The 21,889-nt window shown below is 60.9% G+C and carries 22 protein-coding genes; 13 read left to right on the top strand and 9 right to left on the bottom strand.

Going from position 1 to position 21,889, the window contains the following annotated elements; genetic code table 11:
* Nucleotides 1-84 precede the first annotated feature (84 nt).
* A complete protein-coding gene (gntU, locus tag G5221_RS12530; protein WP_421263337.1) occupies nt 85-1,425 on the bottom strand; it encodes a gluconate transporter in 1,341 nt (446 codons plus the stop codon).
* Between the two features lie 245 nt (nt 1,426-1,670).
* Here gntU and G5221_RS12535 point away from each other — a divergent pair, with 245 nt between their 5' ends.
* From G5221_RS12535 to G5221_RS12545, 3 genes are read left to right on the top strand one after another with little or no spacing between them, the layout of a single operon-like run.
* Entirely contained in the window at nt 1,671-2,180 is a 510-nt protein-coding gene (locus G5221_RS12535; protein ID WP_005340649.1) for a gluconokinase, read from the top strand.
* On the top strand, nt 2,177-3,973 hold the full coding sequence (gene edd / locus G5221_RS12540) for a phosphogluconate dehydratase (RefSeq protein WP_421263338.1): 1,797 nt from the start codon (nt 2,177-2,179) through the stop codon (nt 3,971-3,973). Before G5221_RS12535 ends, edd begins: the two co-directional genes overlap by 4 nt.
* Before the next feature lie 9 nt (nt 3,974-3,982).
* Entirely contained in the window at nt 3,983-4,624 is a 642-nt protein-coding gene (locus G5221_RS12545) for a bifunctional 4-hydroxy-2-oxoglutarate aldolase/2-dehydro-3-deoxy-phosphogluconate aldolase (protein WP_005342660.1), read from the top strand.
* An 84-nt stretch (nt 4,625-4,708) separates the two neighbouring features.
* Here the strand turns inward: G5221_RS12545 and G5221_RS12550 are convergent, their stop codons facing one another.
* Nucleotides 4,709-5,716, bottom strand: a complete 1,008-nt coding sequence (locus G5221_RS12550) for a substrate-binding domain-containing protein (RefSeq protein ID WP_421258700.1) — start codon at nt 5,714-5,716, stop codon at nt 4,709-4,711.
* 89 nt (nt 5,717-5,805) lie between these two features.
* On the opposite strand from G5221_RS12550, the gene G5221_RS12555 reads away from it, so the two are divergent.
* Nucleotides 5,806-6,456, top strand: coding sequence for a Qnr family pentapeptide repeat protein (locus tag G5221_RS12555; RefSeq protein WP_421258699.1), 651 nt, complete (start codon nt 5,806-5,808; stop codon nt 6,454-6,456).
* 131 nt (nt 6,457-6,587) lie between these two features.
* On the opposite strand, the gene envC is transcribed toward G5221_RS12555, so the two are convergent.
* Both envC and gpmM read right to left on the bottom strand, forming a co-directional pair.
* Nucleotides 6,588-7,940 carry a murein hydrolase activator EnvC gene (gene envC / locus G5221_RS12560; protein WP_421263339.1) on the bottom strand — a complete coding sequence of 451 codons (1,353 nt, stop codon included), beginning with the start codon at nt 7,938-7,940 and terminating at the stop codon, nt 6,588-6,590.
* 9 nt (nt 7,941-7,949) lie between these two features.
* Nucleotides 7,950-9,479, bottom strand: a complete 1,530-nt coding sequence (gene gpmM / locus G5221_RS12565; protein ID WP_421263340.1) for a 2,3-bisphosphoglycerate-independent phosphoglycerate mutase — start codon at nt 9,477-9,479, stop codon at nt 7,950-7,952.
* Between the two features lie 246 nt (nt 9,480-9,725).
* Between gpmM and G5221_RS12570 the strand changes: the two genes are divergently transcribed.
* Genes G5221_RS12570 through gpsA form a run of 3 tightly spaced genes read left to right on the top strand, consistent with a single transcriptional unit; the run spans nt 9,726 to nt 11,685 of the window.
* A complete protein-coding gene (locus G5221_RS12570; RefSeq protein ID WP_005340640.1) occupies nt 9,726-10,157 on the top strand; it encodes a rhodanese-like domain-containing protein in 432 nt (143 codons plus the stop codon).
* Between the two features lie 50 nt (nt 10,158-10,207).
* Entirely contained in the window at nt 10,208-10,678 is a 471-nt protein-coding gene (secB, locus tag G5221_RS12575; RefSeq protein ID WP_005340639.1) for a protein-export chaperone SecB, read from the top strand.
* 2 nt (nt 10,679-10,680) lie between these two features.
* Nucleotides 10,681-11,685 (top strand): NAD(P)H-dependent glycerol-3-phosphate dehydrogenase, encoded by a 1,005-nt coding sequence (gpsA, locus tag G5221_RS12580; RefSeq protein WP_421263341.1) that lies wholly within the window; start codon nt 10,681-10,683, stop codon nt 11,683-11,685.
* Between the two features lie 69 nt (nt 11,686-11,754).
* Here gpsA and nfuA read toward each other — a convergent pair whose 3' ends face one another.
* Together nfuA and G5221_RS12590 are read right to left on the bottom strand one after the other, a co-directional pair.
* On the bottom strand, nt 11,755-12,333 hold the full coding sequence (gene nfuA / locus G5221_RS12585) for a Fe-S biogenesis protein NfuA (protein WP_005340636.1): 579 nt from the start codon (nt 12,331-12,333) through the stop codon (nt 11,755-11,757).
* Between the two features lie 80 nt (nt 12,334-12,413).
* Nucleotides 12,414-13,142 (bottom strand): ComF family protein, encoded by a 729-nt coding sequence (locus G5221_RS12590; protein ID WP_421263342.1) that lies wholly within the window; start codon nt 13,140-13,142, stop codon nt 12,414-12,416.
* A 38-nt stretch (nt 13,143-13,180) separates the two neighbouring features.
* Here G5221_RS12590 and bioH point away from each other — a divergent pair, with 38 nt between their 5' ends.
* The 4 genes from bioH (at nt 13,181) to G5221_RS12610 (ending at nt 15,383) form a co-directional block, all read left to right on the top strand.
* Nucleotides 13,181-13,945 (top strand): pimeloyl-ACP methyl ester esterase BioH, encoded by a 765-nt coding sequence (gene bioH / locus G5221_RS12595; RefSeq protein WP_421263343.1) that lies wholly within the window; start codon nt 13,181-13,183, stop codon nt 13,943-13,945.
* Between the two features lie 71 nt (nt 13,946-14,016).
* The gene (locus G5221_RS12600) at nt 14,017-14,250 is read left to right on the top strand and encodes a flagellar basal body rod C-terminal domain-containing protein (protein ID WP_005342675.1); all 234 of its coding nucleotides are present in this window, start codon (nt 14,017-14,019) and stop codon (nt 14,248-14,250) included.
* Between the two features lies 1 nt (nt 14,251).
* The gene (locus G5221_RS12605; RefSeq protein ID WP_421263344.1) at nt 14,252-15,019 is read left to right on the top strand and encodes a putative metalloprotease CJM1_0395 family protein; all 768 of its coding nucleotides are present in this window, start codon (nt 14,252-14,254) and stop codon (nt 15,017-15,019) included.
* Nucleotides 15,020-15,104: 85 nt separating this feature from the next.
* Nucleotides 15,105-15,383 carry a hypothetical protein gene (locus G5221_RS12610; RefSeq protein ID WP_005340630.1) on the top strand — a complete coding sequence of 93 codons (279 nt, stop codon included), beginning with the start codon at nt 15,105-15,107 and terminating at the stop codon, nt 15,381-15,383.
* Between the two features lie 70 nt (nt 15,384-15,453).
* On the opposite strand, the gene G5221_RS12615 is transcribed toward G5221_RS12610, so the two are convergent.
* Nucleotides 15,454-17,763 (bottom strand): Tex family protein, encoded by a 2,310-nt coding sequence (locus G5221_RS12615; RefSeq protein WP_421263345.1) that lies wholly within the window; start codon nt 17,761-17,763, stop codon nt 15,454-15,456.
* Between the two features lie 202 nt (nt 17,764-17,965).
* A complete protein-coding gene (gene greB, locus G5221_RS12620; protein ID WP_005355349.1) occupies nt 17,966-18,439 on the bottom strand; it encodes a transcription elongation factor GreB in 474 nt (157 codons plus the stop codon).
* Between the two features lie 249 nt (nt 18,440-18,688).
* Here greB and ompR point away from each other — a divergent pair, with 249 nt between their 5' ends.
* Both ompR and envZ read left to right on the top strand, forming a co-directional pair.
* Nucleotides 18,689-19,411, top strand: coding sequence for a two-component system response regulator OmpR (gene ompR, locus G5221_RS12625; RefSeq protein ID WP_005340625.1), 723 nt, complete (start codon nt 18,689-18,691; stop codon nt 19,409-19,411).
* Nucleotides 19,408-20,718: a two-component system sensor histidine kinase EnvZ gene (gene envZ, locus G5221_RS12630; RefSeq protein ID WP_100644841.1), complete on the top strand. Its 1,311-nt coding sequence runs from the start codon at nt 19,408-19,410 to the stop codon at nt 20,716-20,718. The genes ompR and envZ overlap by 4 nt, the downstream gene beginning before the upstream one ends.
* A gap of 37 nt (nt 20,719-20,755) precedes the next feature.
* Here envZ and G5221_RS12635 read toward each other — a convergent pair whose 3' ends face one another.
* Nucleotides 20,756-21,670, bottom strand: a complete 915-nt coding sequence (locus tag G5221_RS12635) for a DMT family transporter (protein ID WP_421263346.1) — start codon at nt 21,668-21,670, stop codon at nt 20,756-20,758.
* Between the last annotated feature and the right edge of the window lie 219 nt (nt 21,671-21,889).

The raw sequence follows: 21,889 nt of genomic DNA on the forward strand, positions 1-21,889 counted from the left end.
TCGCCCTCTCAGCCAAAGAAAGAATCATCAGAAAGATGAAAAAGGCCTCACGAGTGAGGCCTTTTTGTCAGCATTTCGCCCTTGTCAGAGGAAGCTGTAGATGATCATCGCCATCACGCCGCCGGTGGTGCCGATGATGGTCTCCATCACGGTCCAGGTCTGCAGGGTTTGCTTCTCGGTCAGGCCGAGGTAGCGGTTCGCCAGCCAGAAACCGGAGTCGTTGACGTGGGAGAGCACGATGGCACCGCCGCCGATGGCGATGGTGACGGCCGCCAGCTGGGCGCCGTTCAGACCGAGCGGCTCCAGCATCGGCAGCACCAGACCGCAGGCGGTCAGCATGGCGACGGTGGCGGAGCCCTGAATCACCCGTACCGCAGCGGCCAGAATGAAGGCCAGTGCGACGATGGGCAGACCGGAGTCGGCCAGCATATTGCCCAGCGCGGCCCCCACGCCTGAATCAACCAGCACCTGCTTGAAGACGCCACCGGCACCGGTCACCAGAATGATGACGCCCGCCGGCTGGATGGCGCTGTTGCAAACGCTCATCACCTCGTCACGGGACATGCCGCGGCGAATACCCAGCAGGTAGAAGGCGGCCAGACAGGCGACCATGATGGCGGTGAAGGGGTGGCCGATGAACTCCAGCCAGTTATGCAGGGTGGAACCCGCCTCGACGAAGCGACCGACGATGGTCTTGAGGCCGATCAGCAGCAGTGGCAGACCGATGAGGCCCATGGCCAGCCCGAAGGAGGGCAGGGATTCGCTGTCATCGTGGACACTGTTCTGGGCATCGGCAGGCAGCGGCACATCGACGATCTTGCTGATGAAGTCACCGAACAGCGGGCCCGCCAGGATCAGCGCCGGCACGGCGGCGATCAGGCCGAACAGGATCATGTAGCCGAAGTCGGCACCCAGTTGGGATGCCACCAGGATCGGGCCCGGCGCCGGAATAAGGAAGGCCTGGCAAGTGGCGATACCGGCCAGCAGGGCGATACCGATCTTAACCACGCTGCCGCCGCCACGACGGACGATGGCGAAGGCGACGCCGATTAGCAGCACCACGGCCACGTCAAAGAAGAGCGGCAGGGCGCAGACAAAGCCGGTCAGGGCCATGGCCCAGTTGGCGCGCTTGACGCCAAACTTGCCGAGCAGAGTGTGAGCCACCCGGTCGAGGGCACCGGTCACTTCCATCACCTTGCCGAACATGGCGCCCAGCGCCACCACTACCGCGACGAAACCGAGGGTGCCACCCATCCCTTTCTGGATGGTGGCGGCGATATCGGCCGGGTTCATGCCAGCGGCGAGACCCGCCACCATGGAGACCAGGATCAGGGCTACCACGGCGTGGAGCCGGGCCTTCATCACCAGGAAGAGCAGCAGCACAATCGAGCCGGCGGCTGTCATGATCAGGGAGAGGTCAGACATTGTTATGCGTTCCTTTTTCCAAGTTCAGTCGTGACACCTTGCCGATCCGTCGGCAAACCATATCTTTATGATTTATTTAGATTTATGGCAAGGGCTCAACATCATATGCCCAGGTGACTATGGGTTTGCTCAGTCTGTGGCAGACTTCACATTTTCAATCGTTACCGGTAACATGTTACCGGTAACGTGTTAGATTAGAACCCATCAACAGCTGGTTTTTTGAAAAGTGGGACAGAGGTCAAATTATGGCGGGTAAGTGCATTATCGTGATGGGTGTGTGTGGTAGCGGCAAATCCAGCGTGGGTCTGAAAGTGGCCGAAGCGCTGGGCGCCAAGTTCATCGATGGTGATGACCTGCACCCCAAGGCCAACATCCAGAAGATGGCTGGCGGCAACCCCCTCAACGATGAGGATCGAGCCCCCTGGCTGGAGCGGATCCGCGACGCCGCCTACAGTCTCGAGCAGAAGAACGAGACCGGCATCATTGTCTGTTCCGCCCTCAAAAAGAAGTACCGCGACCAGATCCGCGAAGGCAACGAGTCGGTCAGCTTCATTTTCCTCGATGGCAGCCAGCCGCTGATCCTCGAGCGGATGCGTGCCCGCAAGGGCCACTTCATGCGCGAAAGCATGGTACAAAGTCAGTTCGATACTCTGGAGCGCCCGGATGGCGAAGCCGGTGTATTCCACATTGATATAGACGGCACCTTCGAACAGGTGGTTGACCGCGCCGTCACAGCATTGGAGCAAGCCCAATGATTCATCAGGTAATTTCCGACGTCACCGCCCGCATCCGCGAGCGCAGTGCCGCCCGTCGTCAGACATTTCTGGCTCGCATCCAGCGTCAGGCAGAGCAGGGCAAGACCCGCGCCGCGCTGGCCTGTGGCAACCTGGCTCACGCCGTGGCCGCCTGCAGCAGTGACGAGAAGGGTCGCATTCTCGATATGACCCGTGCCAACGTCGGCATCGTCACCGCCTACAACGACATGCTGAGCGCCCATCAGCCCTATCAGGGCTATCCGGATATCATCAAGGGTGCCTTGGCCGAACTGGGCCACAGCGCTCAGGTCGCCGGCGGCGTGCCCGCCATGTGCGACGGCGTGACTCAGGGTCAGCCGGGGATGGACATGTCCCTCTTCTCCCGCGACCTGATCGCTCAGGCAACCGCGCTGTCGCTCTCTCACAACACCTTCGATGCCACCCTGCTGCTCGGTATCTGCGACAAGATCGCCCCGGGCCAGATCATGGGGGCCCTCTCCCACGCTCACCTGCCGACTGCATTCGTACCGGCGGGCCCCATGGCGAGCGGCATCAGCAATGACGAGAAAGTGAAGGTGCGTCAGAAGTACGCCGCCGGTGAAGTGGGTCGCGATGCCCTGCTGGAGATGGAGTGCGGCGCCTACCACGCGGCAGGCACCTGCACCTTCTACGGCACCGCCAACACCAACCAGCTGGTATTCGAGGCTATGGGCCTGATGCTGCCGGGCTCCGCCTTTGTGCACCCGCATAGCGAGTTGCGCCGCGCCCTGACCGCCGAAGCGGCCCGCCGCATCAGCGCCATGATCCCGGGCTCTCCGGCCTATCGCCCGTTGAGCGAGGTGCTGGATGAGCGCTCGCTGGTCAACGGTCTGGTGGCCCTGCTCGCCTCCGGCGGCAGCACCAACCACAGCATCCACATGGTGGCGCTGGCCCGCGCGGCCGGTCTGGTACTGACCTGGGATGACATCAGCGATCTCTCCGACGTGGTGCCGCTGCTGGTTCGCATGTACCCGAACGGCCCGGCCGACGTCAACGCCTTCGAACAGGCAGGCGGCGTGCCCGGCCTGATGCGCCGTCTGGCGCAAGAGGGGCTGATCCACATGGATGCCACTCCGGTCTTTGGCGAGATGCAGGATTACCTCAGCCGTCCGGCACTGGTCGATGGCCAGCTGGTATGGCAGCCGGTGGGCGAAAGCGGCGATGCGAGCGTGCTTTCACCTTCCGGCAGCGTGTTCCAGGCTACCGGCGGCACCAAGCTGCTGGCGGGCAATCTGGGCCGCGCCGTGGTCAAGGTCTCCGCCGTGGCTCCCGAGTATCGAGTGATTGAAGCCCCGGCGCGGGTCTTCTCCTCCCAGCATGCGGTGGAAGCGGCCTACAAGGCGGGCGATCTTAATCAGGATGCCGTGATCGTGGTGCGCCACAATGGTCCGGCCGCCAACGGCATGCCGGAGCTGCACAAGCTGATGCCGGTGCTCGGCAACCTGCAGAAGGCGGGCTACAAGGTGGCGCTGGTCACCGATGGCCGTCTCTCCGGCGCCTCCGGCAAGATCCCGGCCGCCATCCACGTCACCCCGGAAGCGCTGCACGGCGGGGCCATCGGCCTGCTTGCTGACGGCGACCTGCTGCGGGTTGATGCGGTAAACGGCAGCCTCGACTGCCTGACCGATTTGAGTGGCCGTACCCAGGCCGAGATTGACCTCACTCTGGAACAAGAGGGGTGGGGCCGTGAACTGTTCAGCGTGATGCGTCGCGCGGTATCGAGCGCCGAGTGTGGCGCTACCATCTTTGACTAAGGAAGAGCTATGCAGAACTGGAAAGTGACCCCGGCCGAGGTGTTTGCCGCCTCCCCGCTGGTACCCGTGATGGTTATCAACGAGCTGGATCAGGCCCTGCCGATGGCCAAGGCGCTGCTCGACGGCGGCATCTCCGTTTTCGAAATCACCCTGCGCACCCCGGTGGCCCTCGATGCCATCGCCCTCATCGCCAAGGCGATGCCGGATGCCATGGTCGGTGCCGGTACCGTGCTCAACTGCGAGCAGTTTGACGCAGCCGTCGCTGCCGGTGCCCGCTTCGTCATCTCCCCGGGGATGACCCCGGCCCTGCTGGCCCACGCGGCCAAGAGCACTGCACCGCTGATCCCGGGCGTCGCTACCCCGTCTGAAGTGATGCAGGCGCTGGAAGCGGGTTATGACCATCTGAAGTTCTTCCCGGCCGAAGCGAACGGCGGCACCAAGGCGCTCTCCGCCATTGCCGCGCCGCTGCCCCAGGTGAAGTTCTGCCCGACCGGCGGTATCGGCCCGAAAAACGTGGCCGACTATCTGGCGCTCAAGTGCGTCGCCACCGTCGGCGGCTCCTGGATGCTGCCGGCCGATGCGGTCAAGAGCGGCAACTGGGAGGAGGTGACCCGCCTCTCCCGCGAAGCGGTTGAGCTGGTTAAACGCTAAGCATCAGTTGTGCAGAAAACCAAACAGGCCACCCTCGGGTGGCCTGTTTGTTATCAGCGTGACTTAAGTGGGTGAGGGAAGGGATTACCCCAGACTCTCCCCGACATAGAGGGAGAAGCCGATATCCTTGCGGGGGTCGGGTTGAGATTGGCCGTTGAGACGTGCCAGCAGCATGGTGGCCGCCTCCCGACCGATCGCTTCCCGCGGGGTGGCGATACTGGCCAGCTTGGGGGTCATGGCGTGGCCAATGTCGAGGGCGTTGCAACCGGCGATGGCGATCTGCTGGGGCACCGGGATCCACTTGGCCTGACACTGCAGCAGAGCACCCACCGCCAGGTCATCGTTGGTGCAGAACAGGCCATCGAGGTCGGGATAGCGCACCAGCGCCTGATCCAGCAGCTCGCCCCCCAGAGTGAAGCTGGAGGATTGTTCGGTCAGCAGATGCTGGCCGGTGAGGCCGAAGTCGGTCATCGCCTGATAGTAACCCTCCATCCGCAGCTGGGTACGCACGTCGAGCCGCGCCCCCAGATAGACCACCTTGCGTCGGCCCCGTCGCAGCATCTCTGTTACCATGGCCCGGGCCGCGGCTCTATGGTCCATCCCGACCACCATGTCGATGGGGGTTTGCGGTAGATCCATGGTCTCCACCACCGGAATGCCGGCGGTGGCGATCATCTTGCGGGTGCGTTCGGTGTGCTGGCTGTCGGAGAGGATCAGCCCATCCACGTGATAGGAGAGCAGGGACGCGACTTGCTCCTCCTCCCGCTCCGGGCTGTAGCCGTAGTGGGCCAGCAGGGTCTGGTAACCGGCCGGTCGGGTCACCGACTCGATGCCATGGATCACCGCCGAGAAAACCTGGTTGGAGAGGGAGGGGATCAGGATGCCGATCGCCTTGCTGGTCGCGTTGGAGAGAATATCTGGCGCCCGGTTGGGGATATAACCCAGCTCTTCCACTACAGCTGCGATCCGCTCGCGGGTCCCCTCCGCTACGGTCTGCGGGTCGCGCAGATAGCGGCTGACAGTCATCTTGGTCACGCCGGTCTGGTCGGCGATATCTTGCAGGGTGGGGCGGCGCTTGCGGGTGGGGCTCATAGGGGTGTCCAGCGTGGATGTTACATGTAACATTACCGTTTTTGGCGGATAAAGTCAGCATATGAAGCCGTTTTTGCAGGAGTTTTCCGATGATCAGAGGCAAGCAGTTCGTGGATGTCCGGTTCGAGCAACAGGATGTGGAGGGGGAACAGTTCTCGGAGTGCCGCTTTATCGGCTGCAACTTCTCCTGGCTGGATCTGAGCGATAGCCGCTTCATTGACTGCAGCTTCTACGATCGGGAGAGTGAACGGGGCTGCCTGTTGCAGGGTTGCGAGCTGCGCGAGGCCAGCTTCCTGCGCTGCGATCTCACCATGGCCGATTGCAGCCGCAGCCTGTGTCTGGGGCTGGAGATGCGCGACTGTCAGGCGGTCGGCATCAACTTCGGCCACGCCAGCTTCGCCAACCAGATCACCGCCAAAAGCTACTTCTGCGAGGCCCATCTGACCGGCAACAACTTCAGCTACGCCAGCTTCGAGGGCTGTCTGCTGGAGAAGTGCGAGCTGACCGGAAACCGCTGGCAGGGGGCCAACCTGTTTGGTGCCTCGCTGGCGGGTTCCGATCTCAGCGGCTCCGAGTTTGGCCAGATCGACTGGACCAGCTTCAAGCTGCAGGGCTGCGATCTGCGCCAGTGCGATCTGCCGGGGTTGGATCTGCGCCGGGTCGATCTGCAAGGGGTGCAGATTAACGAGGATCAGCAGCAGACCTTGCTGGAGCAGATCGGTCTGGTTGTCTTCCCCTGAGCCGATCGAAAATTAGGTAATTTTTCATCAAATGGGACCGACAGTAGGGAGGGCGCTCCTGAAACAACAAAAGCCTGCGTGAGGCAGGCTTTTGCTAGTGAGCGTGTGACGCGTTTGTCGGCCGGGTTGACTCAACCCTTGGCCAGCCATTTGGTCGGGTTGATCGCCTCGCCCTGATAGCGAATTTCGAAGTAGAGGCCAGGTCTGTCCTGACCGCCACTGTCACCGACCAGTGCCACCGGTTCACCCTGTTCCACATTCTGGCCAACCTGGCGCAGCAGCGACTGATTGTGACCGTAGAGGCTCATATAGCCTTTACCGTGGTCGATCACCAGCAGCATACCGAAGCCGTCGAGCCAGTCGGCGTAGACCACTTGTCCCGGTGCAACCGCCTTGACCTGGGTTCCTTCGCTGGCGCCGATCAGGGTGCCTTTCCACTTGAGCTGGGCGGTACGGGGCGAGCCATAGGAGATGAGGATCGGTCCCTGCACCGGCCAGCGCAGGCTGCCATTGGTCTTGAGGCCGCTATAGTGGCCAGCACTGCTGATGCCCGAGCCGCGCTCCGGTTTGCTGCTGGCCACCTCTTCGGCAGGTTCTACCGGTTTGACGGTTTTGTTCTGCTGGGCAGCGAGTCGTTGTTGCTCGGCGCGGCGCTGTTCGGCCAGCTTGCGCTGACGCTCCTGCTCTGCTTTCAGCTTGGCCAGCCGTTCCCGCTCGGCCCGTTCACGGCGCTCCTGCTCTTCCCGCTTGCGACGCAGCTCTTCCAGCCGGGCTTTCAGCGCCTTCTCCGCCTTGACCAGCTTGGTGAGCTTCTGCTCGTCATCCTGTACCGACTGCTGCAACTGGTTGCGCACCTTGGCCCGGCTCTGCTGGCTGGCCAGCAGGGTCTGGTGATGCTCTTGCTGTTCGGCAAGCAGGGTTTGCAGTCTGGTCTCGGTCTCTTTGGTGGCCTGCTGGTTTTTCGCCAGCTTGTCGCGGGTGGCGCGCAGGGCGTCGATGGCCTCGATGCGCGCCTTGTTGAGGTAGTCGTAGTAGTCGAGTGAGCGGCTCAGTTTGGCCGGATCCTGCTGATTGAGCAGCAGTTTGAGGTAGTCGTGGTTGCCCGCTTGAAAGGCGCTCTCCGCCTGTTTGGCCAGCAACTGCTTTTGATGTTTGGCTTGAACTTCCAGCGCCAGCTTGTCTTTTTGCAGGGTCGCCAGCTTCTGCTGGTTCTGCTTCAACTGCTGCCTGGTCTGGTTGAGTTTGGCGGCGGCGGCCGAGATGGCCTGCTCGTCAGCCTTGAGCTGGGTATTGAGCTTGGCAAGCTCCTGCTTGCTGAGCTTGATGGTCTTCTGTTGCTCTTTGATCTGGGACTGCATGGTGCCCAGCTGCTGATTGGCGGCCAAAGCCGGTGTGCTGGCGCCAAATGACAGGTAAAAAAACAGCGCGCCGGCCAACAGGCCGACGCGACTGGTTTTCTGTGAAATAACTTCGCATCCCCGCATGGGGAAGGATTATTTCAGAATCATCAGGGGCTTGCCAGTCATTTCCGGTGGCACAGGCAGACCCATCAGGGTCAGCATGGTGGGGGCCAGATCGGACAGTTTGCCACCTTCAACTACCTCGGCTTTGCGACCGAAATAGATGAGCGGAACCGGCAGATTGGTGTGGGCGGTGTGGGCCTGACCAGTCTCTTCGTCCAGCATCTTCTCGGCGTTACCGTGGTCGGCAGTGATCAGGCACTCGCCACCCACTTCGGCCAGGGCGTCGGTGACGCGACCGATGCAGTGGTCAACGGCTTCGCACGCTTTGACGGCGGCATCGAATACACCGGTGTGACCAACCATGTCGCCATTCGGGTAGTTACAGATGATGACGTCGTACTTGCCGCTCTTGATGGCCGCAACCAGCTTGTCGGTCAGCTCTTCGGAGCTCATCTCCGGCTGCAGGTCATAGGTCGCCACTTTCGGGCTGGCCACGATCTCGCGATCTTCGCCGGTGAAGCAGGACTCTTCGCCACCGTTGAAGAAGAAGGTGACGTGAGCATACTTCTCGGTTTCGGAGATGCGCAGCTGGGTCTTGCCCTGCTTGGCCAGCCACTCACCCAGGGTGTTGACCAGAGCGGTCGGCGGGTAGGCACAGGCAGTTTTGATGTCGGCCGCGTATTCGGTCAGCATCACGAAGTTCAGCTTCGGCTCGACTGCACGGGCGAAGCCGGTGAAGTCGGTGTCAACGAAGGCGCGGGTGATTTCACGGGCACGGTCGGCACGGAAGTTCATGAAAATCAGCGCATCGCCATCTTCCATCGGTGCAGCTTCGCCGATGCGGGTGGCTTTGACGAACTCGTCGTTCTCGTCGCGAGCATAGGCGGCAGCCAGCGCTTCGGTGGCGCTATTGGCGGTGAACTCGCCCTTGCCCTGGGTCATCAGGTCATAGGCCTGCTGCACGCGATCCCAGCGGTTGTCACGGTCCATGGCGAAGTAACGGCCGATCATGGAGGCGAAACGACCCTTGCCGAGCTTGGCGAACAGGGCATCGAACAGCTCGATGGAGGACTGGGCGGAGCGCGGCGGAACGTCGCGGCCATCCAGGAAGGCGTGCAGGTAGATCTTCTCGGCGCCACGCTTGGCGGCCATTTCGATCATGCCCATGATGTGCTCTTCGTGGCTGTGTACGCCACCCGGGGACATCAGGCCCATGATGTGAACGGCTTTGCCGTTGGTGACGGCAGCGTCAACAGCCTTGGCCAGCTCGACGTTCTGGAAGAATTCGCCATCCTGGATGTCTTTGGAGATGCGGGTCAGCTCCTGATAGACGATGCGACCGGCACCGATGTTGACGTGGCCCACTTCGGAGTTGCCCATCTGGCCATCCGGCAGACCGACGTCCAGACCGGAGCCGGAGATCAGGGTGCTGGTGTAGTCACGGGCCAGGCGATCGAGGTTGGGAGTCTTGGCGGCAGCGACGGCGTTGTACTCTTGCTTGGTGCTGTAGCCCCAACCGTCCATGATGACCAGAACCAAAGGTTTCTTAGCTGTTGACATAAGACTATGTCCTCTCGGATTGGAAAAAATGCGGGAAATGAAACTAGCGTAATATTACTACATCTGCCGAAATAGTCACCTGATAGCCAAGGGGCGCTCCCGCGGCCCCGCAAGCCATGCCCTTCCTGCCATGCTCGCTGCCCAATGATGATGGGAGCCTGCTCGCGCTTTGCCGCCAAGATGGCTGATCTTATCAATACCCCCATGTATACTCGGGCCCTTGTCTTGGTCCCTGGATAGTAGAAGATGCAAGAGTATTTGGATTTTGCGGCCCGTAACCCGCTGCTGACCGCAGCCTGGTTGGGTCTGGCTGGCACCCTGGTTTACACCACTGTGCGTGCCCGTTTGTCCCCGGTAAAAACCGTCAACAACCACACCGCGACCCTGCTGATCAACCGCGAGAATGCCACCGTGGTGGATATTCGCAGTCAGGAAGAGTACGCCAAGGGCCATCTGGCCGGTGCCCAGCACCTGCCGCTGACCCAGATCCAGAGCAATAATCTGGGCCCGGTTGAAAAGCATAAAGATGCCCCCATCATAGTGGTGTGCGAGTCGGGAATGACTGCGGGCGGCGCGGGCCGTCAGCTGAGCAAAGCTGGCTTCAAGCAGGTTTATGTGCTCGGCGGTGGCATGGCCCAATGGCGTGCAGAAAATCTGCCGGTAACCAAGAAACGCTGATTTAAGCAGGGCCTGAGCCCACTTATCCATATAACAAGGAATCAAACGAAATGGCTGACGAGATCAACAACCAGGAAGTACAACCGGAATTCCACATCCAGCGTGTTTACACCAAGGATGTCTCTTTCGAAGCGCCGAACACCCCGCACATCTTCCAGAAAGAGTGGCAGCCGGACGTCAAGCTGGATATGGATACCAAGACCAACATCCTGGCTGAGAACGTGTACGAGGTTGTCCTGACCCTGACCGTAACTTGCAAACTGGAAACCGAAACTGCCTTCCTGTGCGAAGTACAGCAAGCCGGTATCTTCACCATCGGTAACCTGCCGGAGCCGCAACTGGCTCACTGCCTGGCTGCCTTCTGCCCGAACATCCTGTTCCCGTATGCCCGCGAAGCCGTGGCCAACATGGTGAGCAAGGGTTCCTTCCCGCAGCTGAACCTGGCACCGGTCAACTTCGATGCCCTGTTTGCCCAGCACATGGCGCAAGCACAGGCCCAGCAGGCGACTGCGGAAGCCTGATAATGGCTGACCAGATCGCTATCTCGGTCTTGGGGGCGGGGTCTTATGGCTCCGCCCTTGCCATTTCTCTGGCGCGCAACGGTCATCCGACCCTGCTGTGGGGTCACGACCCTGCTCATGTCGCCGAGCTGGAACAAGACCGCTGCAACAAGGCTTTTCTGCCTGATGTCCCTTTTCCTGCCGATCTGCAGCTAACTGCGGATCTGCAACGTGCGGTACAGGCTGCCCCCGTGCTGCTGCTTGTCGTGCCGAGCCATGTATTTGGCGATGTGCTGACCCGGATCAAGCCCTTCCTGCGCCCCGATACCCGTATCGCCTGGGCCACCAAGGGTCTGGAGCCGGACAGTGGCCGTCTGCTGCAGGATGTGGCTCGTGAAGTGCTGGGTGACGAGATGCCGCTGGCGGTCATCTCCGGCCCCACCTTCGCCAAGGAGCTGGCCGCCGGTTTGCCGACCGCCATCTCGGTCGCCTCGACTCACGACGAGTTCGCCGACGATCTCTCCCACCTACTGCACTGTGGCCGCTCGTTCCGGGTCTATACCAATCCGGACTTCGTCGGTCTACAGCTGGGTGGGGCGGTGAAGAACGTCATCGCCATCGGTGCCGGTCTCTCCGACGGGCTCGGGTTTGGCGCCAATGCCAGAACCGCGCTCATCACCCGGGGTCTGGTGGAGATGCAGCGTCTGGGTGCGGCGCTGGGTGCCGATGTCAAAACCTTTATGGGGATGGCGGGGCTCGGGGATCTGGTGCTCACCTGTACCGACAACCAGTCGCGCAACCGTCGCTTCGGGCTGGCCCTCGGGGCTGGCAAGGATGTGAACACCGCCATGACCGAGATCGGTCAGGTGGTGGAGGGATATCGCAACACCAAAGAGGTGCATCTGCTGGCGGCCCGCTGCGGCGTCGAGATGCCCATCTGCGAGCAGATCTTCAAGGTGCTTTACGAGGGTAAGAACCCGAAAGAGGCGGCCATCGCCCTGCTGTCGCGAGACAAGAAGGACGAGTAATCTGCCGATTGCCCATGCAAAAGGCCCCGCCAGATGGCGGGGCCTTTTCTTTGCTGCAAGGGCAGCAAATCAGTAGTAAGAGTGGTCGCCGCGCTGGTGCTCGGTGGCATCTTTCACACCGTTGAGTTCACCCGGGAACTTCTCCAGCAGTTGCTTTTCGATCCCCTCTTTCAGGGTGTAATCGACCATGGAGCAACCGTTGCAACCGCCGCCAAACTGCAGGATGGCCAGTTTGTCTTCAGTCAGCTCGACTAGGGTGACCTTGCCACCGTGACCGGCCAGCATGGGGTTCACTTCGGACATCAACACGTACTCGATGCGCTCGATCAGCGGCGCGTCGTCGGCCACTTTACGCATCTTGGCGTTCGGTGCTTTCAGGGTGAGCTGGGAGCCCATCTGATCGGTCACGAAGTCGATGGTGGCATCCACCAGGAAGGGGGCGCTCAGGGGATCGACCATGCAGTCGAAGCCGCTGAAGGGCAGGTGTTGATCTTCCGGGTCCACGGCATCGGGCGGGCAATAAGATACGCCACACTCGGCATTCTGGGTTCCCGGATTGACCACAAACACCCGGATATTGGTGCCATCAGGCTGTTTTTCCAGCAGTTTACGGAAATGGGCCTGGGCGGCGTCGGAAATGCTGATCATCACTATCCTCATAAACCTGAGTGTACGACTAGGGTATTCATGATAACGCGGTTATTAATGCTTGGGTAGCATGCCGATGGCTACTTGCTGTGCCGCAGGGTACGACAGATTGCCCACACTTCTACCTTTGTGATGCCGCTCTCATGGAGCAGACGGCTGAGCTGACCGGCGGTGGCGCCTGTGGTCACGACGTCATCGAGCAGGGCGACATGGCGATAGTGGTGGGGACGGATCCGGAATGCCCCGCGCAGATTGCGCCGCCGCTGCCCGGCGCTCAGGGTTGTTTGCTGCGGTGTTGCCTTGATGCGCTGCAACAGGGTGTTGTCGCAGGGAATGCCGGTGAACTCGCCAAGGGCTTGTGCGATCTCTTCCGCCTGGTTGAACCCGCGCCGCCACTGCCGCCACCAGTGCAGGGGAACCGGAATGATCGCCTCCGGCGGCTCGCTGCCATCCAGATGATCGGCCAAGAGGCGTGCCAGTAGCGGCGCCAGCAGGATCTGGCCGGAATATTTAAGCCGGGGGATCAGCATGGGGTAGGGGGTTTGGTAGTCGCCAATCACCTGCAACCGCTCCCAGGGGGGAGGTCTGCGCTGGCAGCGACCACAGACCGGTATGCTCTCTTCTATATAGTCAGTCAGCGGTGCGGCGCAGAGGTGGCATCTCGGCTGTGACTGGTGCAGCGCCTGCCGACACCAGCTGCAGAGCAGGGGCTCGTTGTCACAAGGCTGATGACAGAGCAGGCAACTCCCTTGCCAGTCACCGTGGCTGCCGAGCAGCGGGCTTGCTTTAGCGAGCAGTCGCTTTAACATGCTGACCCCAAGAGCATGAACAGGGATCTTGAGTCTAGATGAGCATATCGGTAGAGCAGTTTGGCCAGGGGCCCGATCTGGTGCTGTTGCACGGGTGGGGGATGAACGGTGCGGTCTGGCATGGTGTTGCCCAACAGTTGGCGTCCCACTATCGGGTTCATCTGGTGGATTTGCCCGGCTTTGGCAACAGCCCGCTGGCAGACGAGGTGGATTACAGCCTGCCCTGGCTTGCCGAGCAGGTGGCCGCCATCTTGCCGCAGAAGTGCCATCTGCTTGGCTGGTCGCTCGGCGGTCTGGTGGCAAGCCAGTTGGCGCTGGCTCATCCCGAGCGGTTGCACTCCCTGATCACGGTAGCCAGCTCTCCCTGCTTTATGGGGCGGGACGAGTGGCCCGGAATTGCCCCCAAGGTGCTTACCGGCTTCAACCAGATGCTGGCGGGGGATTTTCGCCAGACCATAGAGCGCTTTCTGGCGATCCAGGCAATGGGCAGTGAACATGCCCGGGACGATATCCGCCAGTTGCGTCACTGGCTGGCCGAGCGCCCGGCGCCCCAGTTTGCTGCACTCGAGGCCGGGCTGACGCTGTTGGCCGACATTGACCTGCGCGAACCGCTGCGGGAGCTGGATCTGCCCTGGTTGCGGATCTATGGTCGACTGGATTCATTGGTGCCCAAGGCGGCCATTCCCCTGCTGGATGATCTCTACCCTGTCAGCCGCAGCGTGACCCTTAATAAGGCCTCACACGCACCTTTTATCTCCCACCCTGACGAATTCATTGAAATCGTTCGAGATTTTGTTGGCTAAAAAACAGCCGGCAAGCTTCATTAATCCTCTGGTCTGGCGGATAATTAAGCTGTGACCAGAGGAGTAACATCATGCGTATTGATTCTGCTTTCAACAGCGGGGTACAGGGATTTCAGCGAGCCGAGCAGATTGCCGACAAGGCATCCAATCAGATCGCCCGCCTCAACACCCCCAGCGGGGATCAGGTGCAAGTGACCGATGAGCTTGTCAATCTCAAGGTGGCCGAGCAGCAGGCTGGCGCTTCAGCCAAGGTAGTGCAGACCGCCAGCGAGATGATGGGAACCCTGATCGACATCCGGGTGTGAGATGAACATCAATGTCAGTCTGCCCCCCCTTATCCCGACACAGCTGCAACCTCAGGTGGAAGCGGCGAGGACGGATAATCGCCGGGCAGAACTGATCCCGCAGGCCCGAGCGGGCCAAGCCTCCGTTGCCGAATCCGAAGTCGGCTCCCAAAAAGAGAAATCCAAAGCCGGTCAGGCCTCCAGCAATCAGACCTCCCAGAACAGCCGTGAAACCGGGCAATTAGCCCCGACGACACTGCTAGACAATCGCTTTGTCGAGGCCACCGGTGAGGATGGGCAGCGCAAGCAGCAAGATCCCAAACAGCAGGAGCAGCAACAGCGGCAAGAGCAGCAGGTTCAGGATCTTGCCGAGCGTGACAAGGAGGTGCGCACTCACGAGCAGGCGCACCAGTCTGCGGGTGGAGAGTACGCCAGCTCGCCCACCTATCAGTTTACGCAAGGGCCGGATGGCAAGCGTTATGCGACGGGTGGCGAAGTCCAGATCGATACCAGTGTCGTACCCGGTGACCCTGCCGCTACCATCGCCAAGATGCAGCAGATCCGCGCTGCAGCGCTGGCGCCCGCTGAGCCTTCCGCGCAAGATCTGGCCGTCGCGCGCAGCGCCGCCGCCAGTGAAGCCAAGGCGCGCAAAGAGCTGATGGCCGAGCAGAGCGCGAAATCGGGCGGTGTGCTGAGTGCCTATATGGACAAACGCAACAGCGTCATCGCGGGCCACTATCAACAGGCTGTCAGCCCGGCTTCTACCCAGTCCCTCAGTCTGCATATCTGAATCACCCTCGCCAAACTTTCAGCTGCTTTGCCTGTTTTGCAACTAACCTGAAGATCAGGCCCATTCCAATTTCACAGGAGCTGTCATGCATTTCGATGAAGTCAAAGCGGAAGATTTCACCACCTTCTCCCGTGTACCGCCTCCCCACCTGCAGATGGAGCAGTTTCTGATGCAGCTCGGGGGAGGGGGAACTGAAGGAACCAGTTTCAAGAAGAAAGTGATGCTGGCGGCTGGCTGGAGTCACACCGGCGTCGTCTCTTACGGCAAGTATCCGCAAGAGGCCTGCAAGGCATTCAACCGACTGCGGGAGGTGCTGGCCCAGCATGGAGAGCCCGAGAGCATTCTTGCTGCCCTGGCGCAGTGATCCTGAGCTTCGCGTGTAAAAAAGCCCCTTGCGGGGCTTTTTGCATTCAGAGGCGTTCCGGACGGTGTCGTTACTTTTTCGCTTTGGATAGTGCTGCCGCAAAGGCGTTGCCCATGGCACCACCCATAGGGGGGCTTTGCCGCGGCTCATTTCTTGGCTTGGTGTTGCCGGCACTGCTGTTGCGCGCTTCAGCCGGCTTGCGGGAAGCTTGCCCCGCTTTCTCGTCAAGGCGCATGGTGAGGCTGATCCGCTTGCGCGGGGCGTCCACTTCCAGCACCTTGACCCGCACAATGTCGCCGGCCTTGACCACCTCACGGGGATCCTTGACGAAACGGTCGGTCAGGGAGGAGATGTGCACCAGACCGTCCTGATGAACACCGATATCGACGAAGGCGCCGAAGTTGGTGACGTTGGTGACTACCCCTTCCAGTACCATCTCTGGCACCAGGTCGCTGATCTGCTCCACACCTTCCTTGAAGGTCGCGGTTTTGAACTCGGGGCGCGGGTCGCGGCCCGGCTTGTCCAGCTCGCCGATGATGTCGGTGATGGTGGGCACGCCGAATTGCTCATCGGTGTAATCGGCCGGTTTCAGGCTGCGCAGCAGGCTGCTGTTGCCGAGCAGGCTCTCCACAGTCTGCTCCAGCTTGGCGAGGATCCGCTCCACGACCGGATAGGACTCCGGGTGTACCGCCGAGCTGTCGAGGGGATTGCTGCCGCCGCGAATGCGCAGGAAGCCAGCACACTGTTCGAAGGCTTTGGGGCCGAGTCGGCTCACTTTCAGCAACTGCTGACGGCTCTTGAAAGCGCCGTGCTCATCCCGATAGGCGACGATGTTCTGGGCCAGCGTCTGGGAGAGGCCGGAAACCCGGTTGAGCAGGGCGACCGAGGCGGTGTTCACATCGACCCCGACCGCGTTCACGCAATCCTCAACCACGGCATCCAGCCGGCGGGCCAGCTGGCTCTGGCCGACGTCGTGCTGATACTGGCCGACCCCGATACTCTTGGGATCGATTTTGACCAGTTCGGCCAACGGGTCTTGCAGGCGGCGGGCGATGGAGACGGCGCCACGGATCGAGACGTCGAGATCCGGGAACTCCTGAGAGGCGAGTTCGGAGGCGGAGTAGACCGAGGCCCCCGCTTCGCTCACCACTATCTTCTGCGCCTTGGCGGCGGGGTAGCGCTCGAACAGGTCGCTCACCAGGCGGTCGGTCTCCCGCGAGGCGGTGCCGTTGCCGATGCTGATGAGCTCGACCTTGTGTTTCTGGCACAGCTCGCTCAGGGTCTTGAGGCTTTGATCAATCTGGCGTTTTGGTTCGAACGGATAGATGGTGGCGTGATCGACCAGCTTGCCGGTGGCATCCACCACGGCAACCTTGACCCCGGTGCGGATGCCCGGATCCAGCCCCATGGTGCAGCGCATGCCGGCCGGGGCCGCCATCAGCAGATCCTTGAGGTTCATGGCGAACACCTTGATTGCCTCCTCCTCTGCCGACTCGCGGATACGGCCGATCAGCTCGGTCTCCATCTGAAGCGACAACTTGATCTTCCAGGTCCAGCTCACCACCCCTTGCAGCCATTTGTCGGCCGGGCGGTTCTGCAGATTGAGATTGAGGTGGTGGGCAATGATCCCTTCGCAGGGGCTGGCACTCTCATCGTCACCGGTGACCAGAGCCAGATTGAGGATCCCTTCATTGCGGCCGCGCAGCATGGCCAGCACCCGGTGGGAGGGGGCCTTGTGCAGGGGTTCGTCGTGTTCGAAATAGTCCTTGAACTTGGCCCCTTCCTGCTCCTTGCCTGCCACCACGCGGGCGCGCAGGGTGGCATTTTGCCACAGGTAGTCGCGCAGCTTCTCCAGCAGGTCGGCCTGCTCGGCGAAGCGCTCCATCAGGATATAGCGGGCGCCGTCGAGGGCCGCCTTGCTGTCGGCAATGCCCTGTTCGGGATTGAGGAAGGTGGCAGCCGCTTGCTCGGGATCCTGCATCGGGTCGCTGAGCAGCAGGTTGGCAAGCGGCTCCAACCCGGCTTCGATCGCCATCTGCCCCTTGGTGCGGCGCTTGGGCTTGTAGGGGAGGTAGAGGTCTTCCAGTCGGGTCTTGCTGTCGGCGCCATTCAATTCGCGCATCAGCTCGGGGGTCAGTTTGCCCTGCTCTTCGATGGAGCGAATGATCACCTGACGGCGATCTTCCAGTTCACGCAGATAGCCGAGGCGGCTCTCCAGAGTACGTAGCTGGCTGTCGTCCAGACCGCCGGTCACCTCTTTACGGTAACGGGCGATAAAGGGCACGGTCGAGCCTTCATCCAGCAGGCGCACTGCGGCCTGCACCTGCTCGGGGCGAGCATTGAGCTCACCGGCAATCTGTCTCTCTATGGTTTGCATCATGATGTTGTTGAGGGCCTCTGTGGTCGAGTCCGCGCCATCAGGCGCCAAGTGTGAGCACTATATGGGGTCGTGTTGCGGGATGCCACCCTGCGCCGGGGTCTGCACCCGTCAGACTGATAAAGTTGCAGGGGAGGGCGTTTATCTTGCCATTGCACCTGTGACTCAGGATGTGCCTGTGGCAAGCAGCTCACCAGTAGTCCGGCTATTTGGGGTAGCTGATCTCGTTGATATACCAGCAGACGTCACCAACTGGCGTACGGACGATGGCTTCATCACCGACCTCTTTCTTGAGCAGGGCGCGGGCCATGGGGGAGTCGATGGAGATGTAATCCTTGCGCTCGAAGATCTCGTCATAGCCGACGATGCGAAAGCGCTTGGTCTCGCCCTCTTCGTTTTCCACCTCGACCCAGGCGCCGAAGAAGACTTTGCCCTCCTGCGCGGGGGCATAGTCGACGATCCCCAGCTCTTCGAGGCACTTGCGCAGGTAGCGCACCCGCCGATCGATCTCCCGCAGCCGCTTCTTGTTGTACTGGTAATCGGCATTTTCGCTGCGATCCCCCAGACTGGCGGCCCATGCCACCTTCCTGGTGACCTCGGGGCGCTCCTGACGCCAGAGGAAATCGAGCTCTTCTTTCAGCTTGTTGTAGCCTTCGCGGGTGATCAGCTTTGTCTTCATGGTGATGCGGACCTGGTCAAAGAGGGGTATTCATCGCTAACTGCTCGGGAATATTAGCTTTTGTCCTCTTGCTGTCGAGGGAAATCGTGATGGCTCGGCTGGCGCCATTCAGGGAGTGGATGGCCAGCACGGTGACTTGATGGCCGTCACGCTCTCGGGATGGGTAATAACCGGTAACATATTTGTGCTTTGCTCCCGCTATATCCCCCCCTAGTATTGGGGGCAGCTAAAGAATGAAGAGGCAAAGCAATGAGTCAGCAGCAATACAAGGTCCTGGTCGTGGACGATGACCTGAAATTACGTTCCCTGTTGGAACGCTATCTCACCGAGCAGGGATTCGTAGTGCGCGGCGTGGCCAATGGCGAGCAGGCCGATCGCTTGCTGACTCGTGAAAACTTCAGCCTGATGGTGCTCGACCTGATGTTGCCGGGGGAGGATGGGCTCTCCATCTGCCGCCGTCTGCGGGAAGCGGGCAACCAGATCCCGGTGCTGATGCTCACCGCCAAGGGGGATGAAGTGGATCGCATCGTCGGGCTCGAGATGGGGGCTGATGACTATCTGCCCAAGCCGTTTAACCCCCGCGAACTGCTGGCGCGGATCCGTGCCGTACTGCGCCGCCATACCGTCGAGCTGCCGGGGGCTCCCTCTGCTGCAGAAAAGGTGGTCAACTTCGGAGCTTTTCAACTCAATCTCGCGACCCGCGAGCTGAGCCGGGATGGCGAGCCGATGGCGCTCACCAGCGGTGAATTTGCGGTGCTCAAGGTGCTGGTCAGCCATCCGCGCGAGCCGCTCTCCCGCGACAAGCTGATGAATCTGGCCCGTGGCCGCGAATACACCGCCACCGAGCGCAGCATCGACGTGCAGGTCTCTCGCCTGCGCCGCCTGCTGGAACAGGATCCGGCCCAGCCCCGCTACCTGCAGACCGTTTGGGGTCTGGGGTATGTGTTCGTGCCAGATGGTGACGGTGCATGAAAAAAGTCGGCAGCATGTTTTCCCGCATGCTCTGGTTTCTGGCCGCCGTCCTGGTGGTCTATCAAGCGGTCTCCTACGTCACCTTCTACAACTATCTGCTGGCGCCGACCGTCAAGCAGATCAGTCACTTGCTGGCCAATCAGGTCAAGCTGATCTTTCCGGTCAACACCGAACAACTGGCGCTGAGTGAAGATGCCGAGGCGCTGGTCTATGTGACGACCGGTACCGACATCTATACCCAGAGCGAGGCGGTGCAGCATGGCTTCAACGATGCCAAGCCGTACCCCTATCTGGAGGAGAATATCAGCCGCGAACTGGGTGGCCCGGCCAAGGTGCGGGTCGAGATCCAGGATCACTACATCATCTGGATCCAGCCGCCGCAGGCCAGCAAAATCTGGGTGCGGATCCCGCTGACCGAGATTGAAGATGACGATATCGAACCCCTCATCATTTATCTGAGCGTGCTGCTGGTGATCACCCTGTTTGCGGCCTGGCGCTTTGCCCGGCAGCTGGTGCGCCCGCTCGAGGATCTCGAGGCTGGTGCCGTTGCTGTTGCCAGGGGCCATTTCCCCGAGGCGCTGGGGGAGCTGGGCTCAAGGGAGGTGCGGCGGCTGACCCGCACCTTCAACCATATGTCGCACTCCATCAAGAGCCTGATCGAAGAGCGTAACCTGATGATGGCGGGGGTCTCCCACGATCTGCGAACCCCGCTGACCCGTATCCGGCTGGCCACCGAGATGATGTCCTCCGGTGACGAGTACCTCAAGGAGAGCATCAACGCCGACATTGATGAGTCCAATGCCATCATCGATCAGTTCATCGACTACATCCGCCCGGACGAGGGGCAGGATTTTGAGCCTATCGACCTGACCCAGCTGGTGCATGATACCTTGCTGATCTACTCGGAGCAGGGGCTGGAGGTCGATCTGGCGCTGCCGCAAGAGGCGGTGCGGGTGGCCTGCAATCCGGTCAGTATCCGGCGGGTGTTGAACAACCTATCAAGCAACTCGCAGCGTTATGGGGCGAGCCGCTTGCATGCCGAGCTCAAGGACGATGGGCACTGGGTGCGCTTGCGCCTCTCCGATGATGGCCCCGGCATTCCGGAGCAGGACTATTCCCGGGTGCTCAAGCCTTTTACTCAGGGGAATGTGGCGCGGACCGTCGGCGGTAGTGGGCTGGGGTTGGCCATCGTGGCCAAGATAGTCGCCCAGCACCACGGCACTATCCGGTTGGGAAGCTCGGATCTCGGCGGCCTGCTGGTCGAGATGCGGCTGCCGAAACATCAGCCACAGGAGTGGATGGATTGAGAGAAGGGCGTATCCGTGGATACGCCCTTTTGCATGGTCAGCTCTTGGTTTCGACTGATGCTCGATAGCGTTTGCCGTACTTGAGCTGCTGGATCAGCAGGGCGGCAACGATGAGCGCCAACCCGATGGGGGTGGCCGGATGGATGGCTTCGCCGATCAGCAGATTGAGCAGCACCAGTGAGGCAAACGGCGAGATAAAGATGAGGTTGCTGATGGGGGCCGTGTTGGTGGCATGGCGCAGCGCCATCAGCCAGAGCACGAAACCGAAACCCATTTCGAACAGTCCCACATAGATGGCTCCAGCCCATCCCTGCCAGGCGGTCATGGCAAAATCGGAGAGCAACCAGGTCGCCACGACGATAAAAGGCAGGCTGATCATAAAGCCGAGCAACAGGCTGACAATAGGATCGCCCTGATTGCGGGTGTTGAGGATCCAGTAGCTGGCCCAGATGAGGGTCGAGACCAGCGCCAGCGTCACGCCGAGGGGGCTGTCGAAATGGAGGCCGAATACATCCCCTCTGGTGGCGATCACCAGTGCGCCAAAATACCCCAGCACGATAGCGACGCCATCGCGCCGACGCAGCTTCTGGCCGAGGAAGGGAACGGCCAGCAGACTGAGGGTAATGGCCCAGGTGTAGTTGAGGGTCTGTGCCTGCTGGGCAGGCAGCAGATCATAGGCTTTGAACAGCAACAGATAATAGAGAAAGGGATTCAGCACGCCCAGAGTCAGGTAGTAGAAAGGGCGGGCTTTGATGTAGCTCCTCAGCAGCGGCAGTTTGCCCTGTTTGGCGACGACGGCTGTCAGCGTGAGAGTTGAGGTGAAGGCGGCCACAAGCAACAGTTGCACAGGTTCGAAATAGGCGAGGGAGATCTTGAAGGCTGTGGCGACCGTCGACCAGAGGGCAACGGCGCAAAGGCCATACTGATAGGCTTTCTTTTGATCTTTGAGCATGGGATGTCGTTCCACTGACAGAGGCAAGCGAACAGTCTACCAGCCTGCTTGTAACATTGTCGTTACCCTGGTGTCGGCAGCAGAGTGTGTTGCCGTAGGCGAGATCCATCTGTCACATAAAACTGCGCATAATCTGTTCGTTCTCCCTTGCGCAAATTTGAAAAATCCGTATAATCCCCTCCGCTTACCCATGAGGTAAGCCAGACGATATGTCTGCTG

The sequence above is a fragment of the Aeromonas sp. 602200 genome (genome assembly GCF_049173895.1).
Classification (GTDB): domain Bacteria; phylum Pseudomonadota; class Gammaproteobacteria; order Enterobacterales; family Aeromonadaceae; genus Aeromonas; species Aeromonas veronii_A.

Excerpts from the sequence above, each read along its gene's own strand:
- G5221_RS12535 (WP_005340649.1), top strand. The coding sequence starts at position 1,671 with ATGGCGGGTAAGTGCATTATCGTGATGGGTGTGTGTGGTAGCGGCAAA.
- secB (WP_005340639.1), top strand. The coding sequence starts at position 10,208 with ATGGCTGACGAGATCAACAACCAGGAAGTACAACCGGAATTCCACATC.
- gpsA (WP_421263341.1), top strand. The coding sequence starts at position 10,681 with ATGGCTGACCAGATCGCTATCTCGGTCTTGGGGGCGGGGTCTTATGGC.
- nfuA (WP_005340636.1), bottom strand. The coding sequence starts at position 12,333 with ATGATCAGCATTTCCGACGCCGCCCAGGCCCATTTCCGTAAACTGCTG.
- G5221_RS12570 (WP_005340640.1), top strand. The coding sequence starts at position 9,726 with ATGCAAGAGTATTTGGATTTTGCGGCCCGTAACCCGCTGCTGACCGCA.
- envC (WP_421263339.1), bottom strand. The coding sequence starts at position 7,940 with ATGCGGGGATGCGAAGTTATTTCACAGAAAACCAGTCGCGTCGGCCTG.
- G5221_RS12550 (WP_421258700.1), bottom strand. The coding sequence starts at position 5,716 with ATGAGCCCCACCCGCAAGCGCCGCCCCACCCTGCAAGATATCGCCGAC.
- G5221_RS12600 (WP_005342675.1), top strand. The coding sequence starts at position 14,017 with ATGCGTATTGATTCTGCTTTCAACAGCGGGGTACAGGGATTTCAGCGA.
- edd (WP_421263338.1), top strand. The coding sequence starts at position 2,177 with ATGATTCATCAGGTAATTTCCGACGTCACCGCCCGCATCCGCGAGCGC.
- bioH (WP_421263343.1), top strand. The coding sequence starts at position 13,181 with ATGAGCATATCGGTAGAGCAGTTTGGCCAGGGGCCCGATCTGGTGCTG.
- G5221_RS12555 (WP_421258699.1), top strand. The coding sequence starts at position 5,806 with ATGATCAGAGGCAAGCAGTTCGTGGATGTCCGGTTCGAGCAACAGGAT.
- envZ (WP_100644841.1), top strand. The coding sequence starts at position 19,408 with ATGAAAAAAGTCGGCAGCATGTTTTCCCGCATGCTCTGGTTTCTGGCC.
- G5221_RS12590 (WP_421263342.1), bottom strand. The coding sequence starts at position 13,142 with ATGTTAAAGCGACTGCTCGCTAAAGCAAGCCCGCTGCTCGGCAGCCAC.
- greB (WP_005355349.1), bottom strand. The coding sequence starts at position 18,439 with ATGAAGACAAAGCTGATCACCCGCGAAGGCTACAACAAGCTGAAAGAA.
- gpmM (WP_421263340.1), bottom strand. The coding sequence starts at position 9,479 with ATGTCAACAGCTAAGAAACCTTTGGTTCTGGTCATCATGGACGGTTGG.
- G5221_RS12610 (WP_005340630.1), top strand. The coding sequence starts at position 15,105 with ATGCATTTCGATGAAGTCAAAGCGGAAGATTTCACCACCTTCTCCCGT.
- G5221_RS12545 (WP_005342660.1), top strand. The coding sequence starts at position 3,983 with ATGCAGAACTGGAAAGTGACCCCGGCCGAGGTGTTTGCCGCCTCCCCG.
- G5221_RS12635 (WP_421263346.1), bottom strand. The coding sequence starts at position 21,670 with ATGCTCAAAGATCAAAAGAAAGCCTATCAGTATGGCCTTTGCGCCGTT.
- ompR (WP_005340625.1), top strand. The coding sequence starts at position 18,689 with ATGAGTCAGCAGCAATACAAGGTCCTGGTCGTGGACGATGACCTGAAA.
- gntU (WP_421263337.1), bottom strand. The coding sequence starts at position 1,425 with ATGTCTGACCTCTCCCTGATCATGACAGCCGCCGGCTCGATTGTGCTG.
- G5221_RS12605 (WP_421263344.1), top strand. The coding sequence starts at position 14,252 with ATGAACATCAATGTCAGTCTGCCCCCCCTTATCCCGACACAGCTGCAA.
- G5221_RS12615 (WP_421263345.1), bottom strand. The coding sequence starts at position 17,763 with ATGATGCAAACCATAGAGAGACAGATTGCCGGTGAGCTCAATGCTCGC.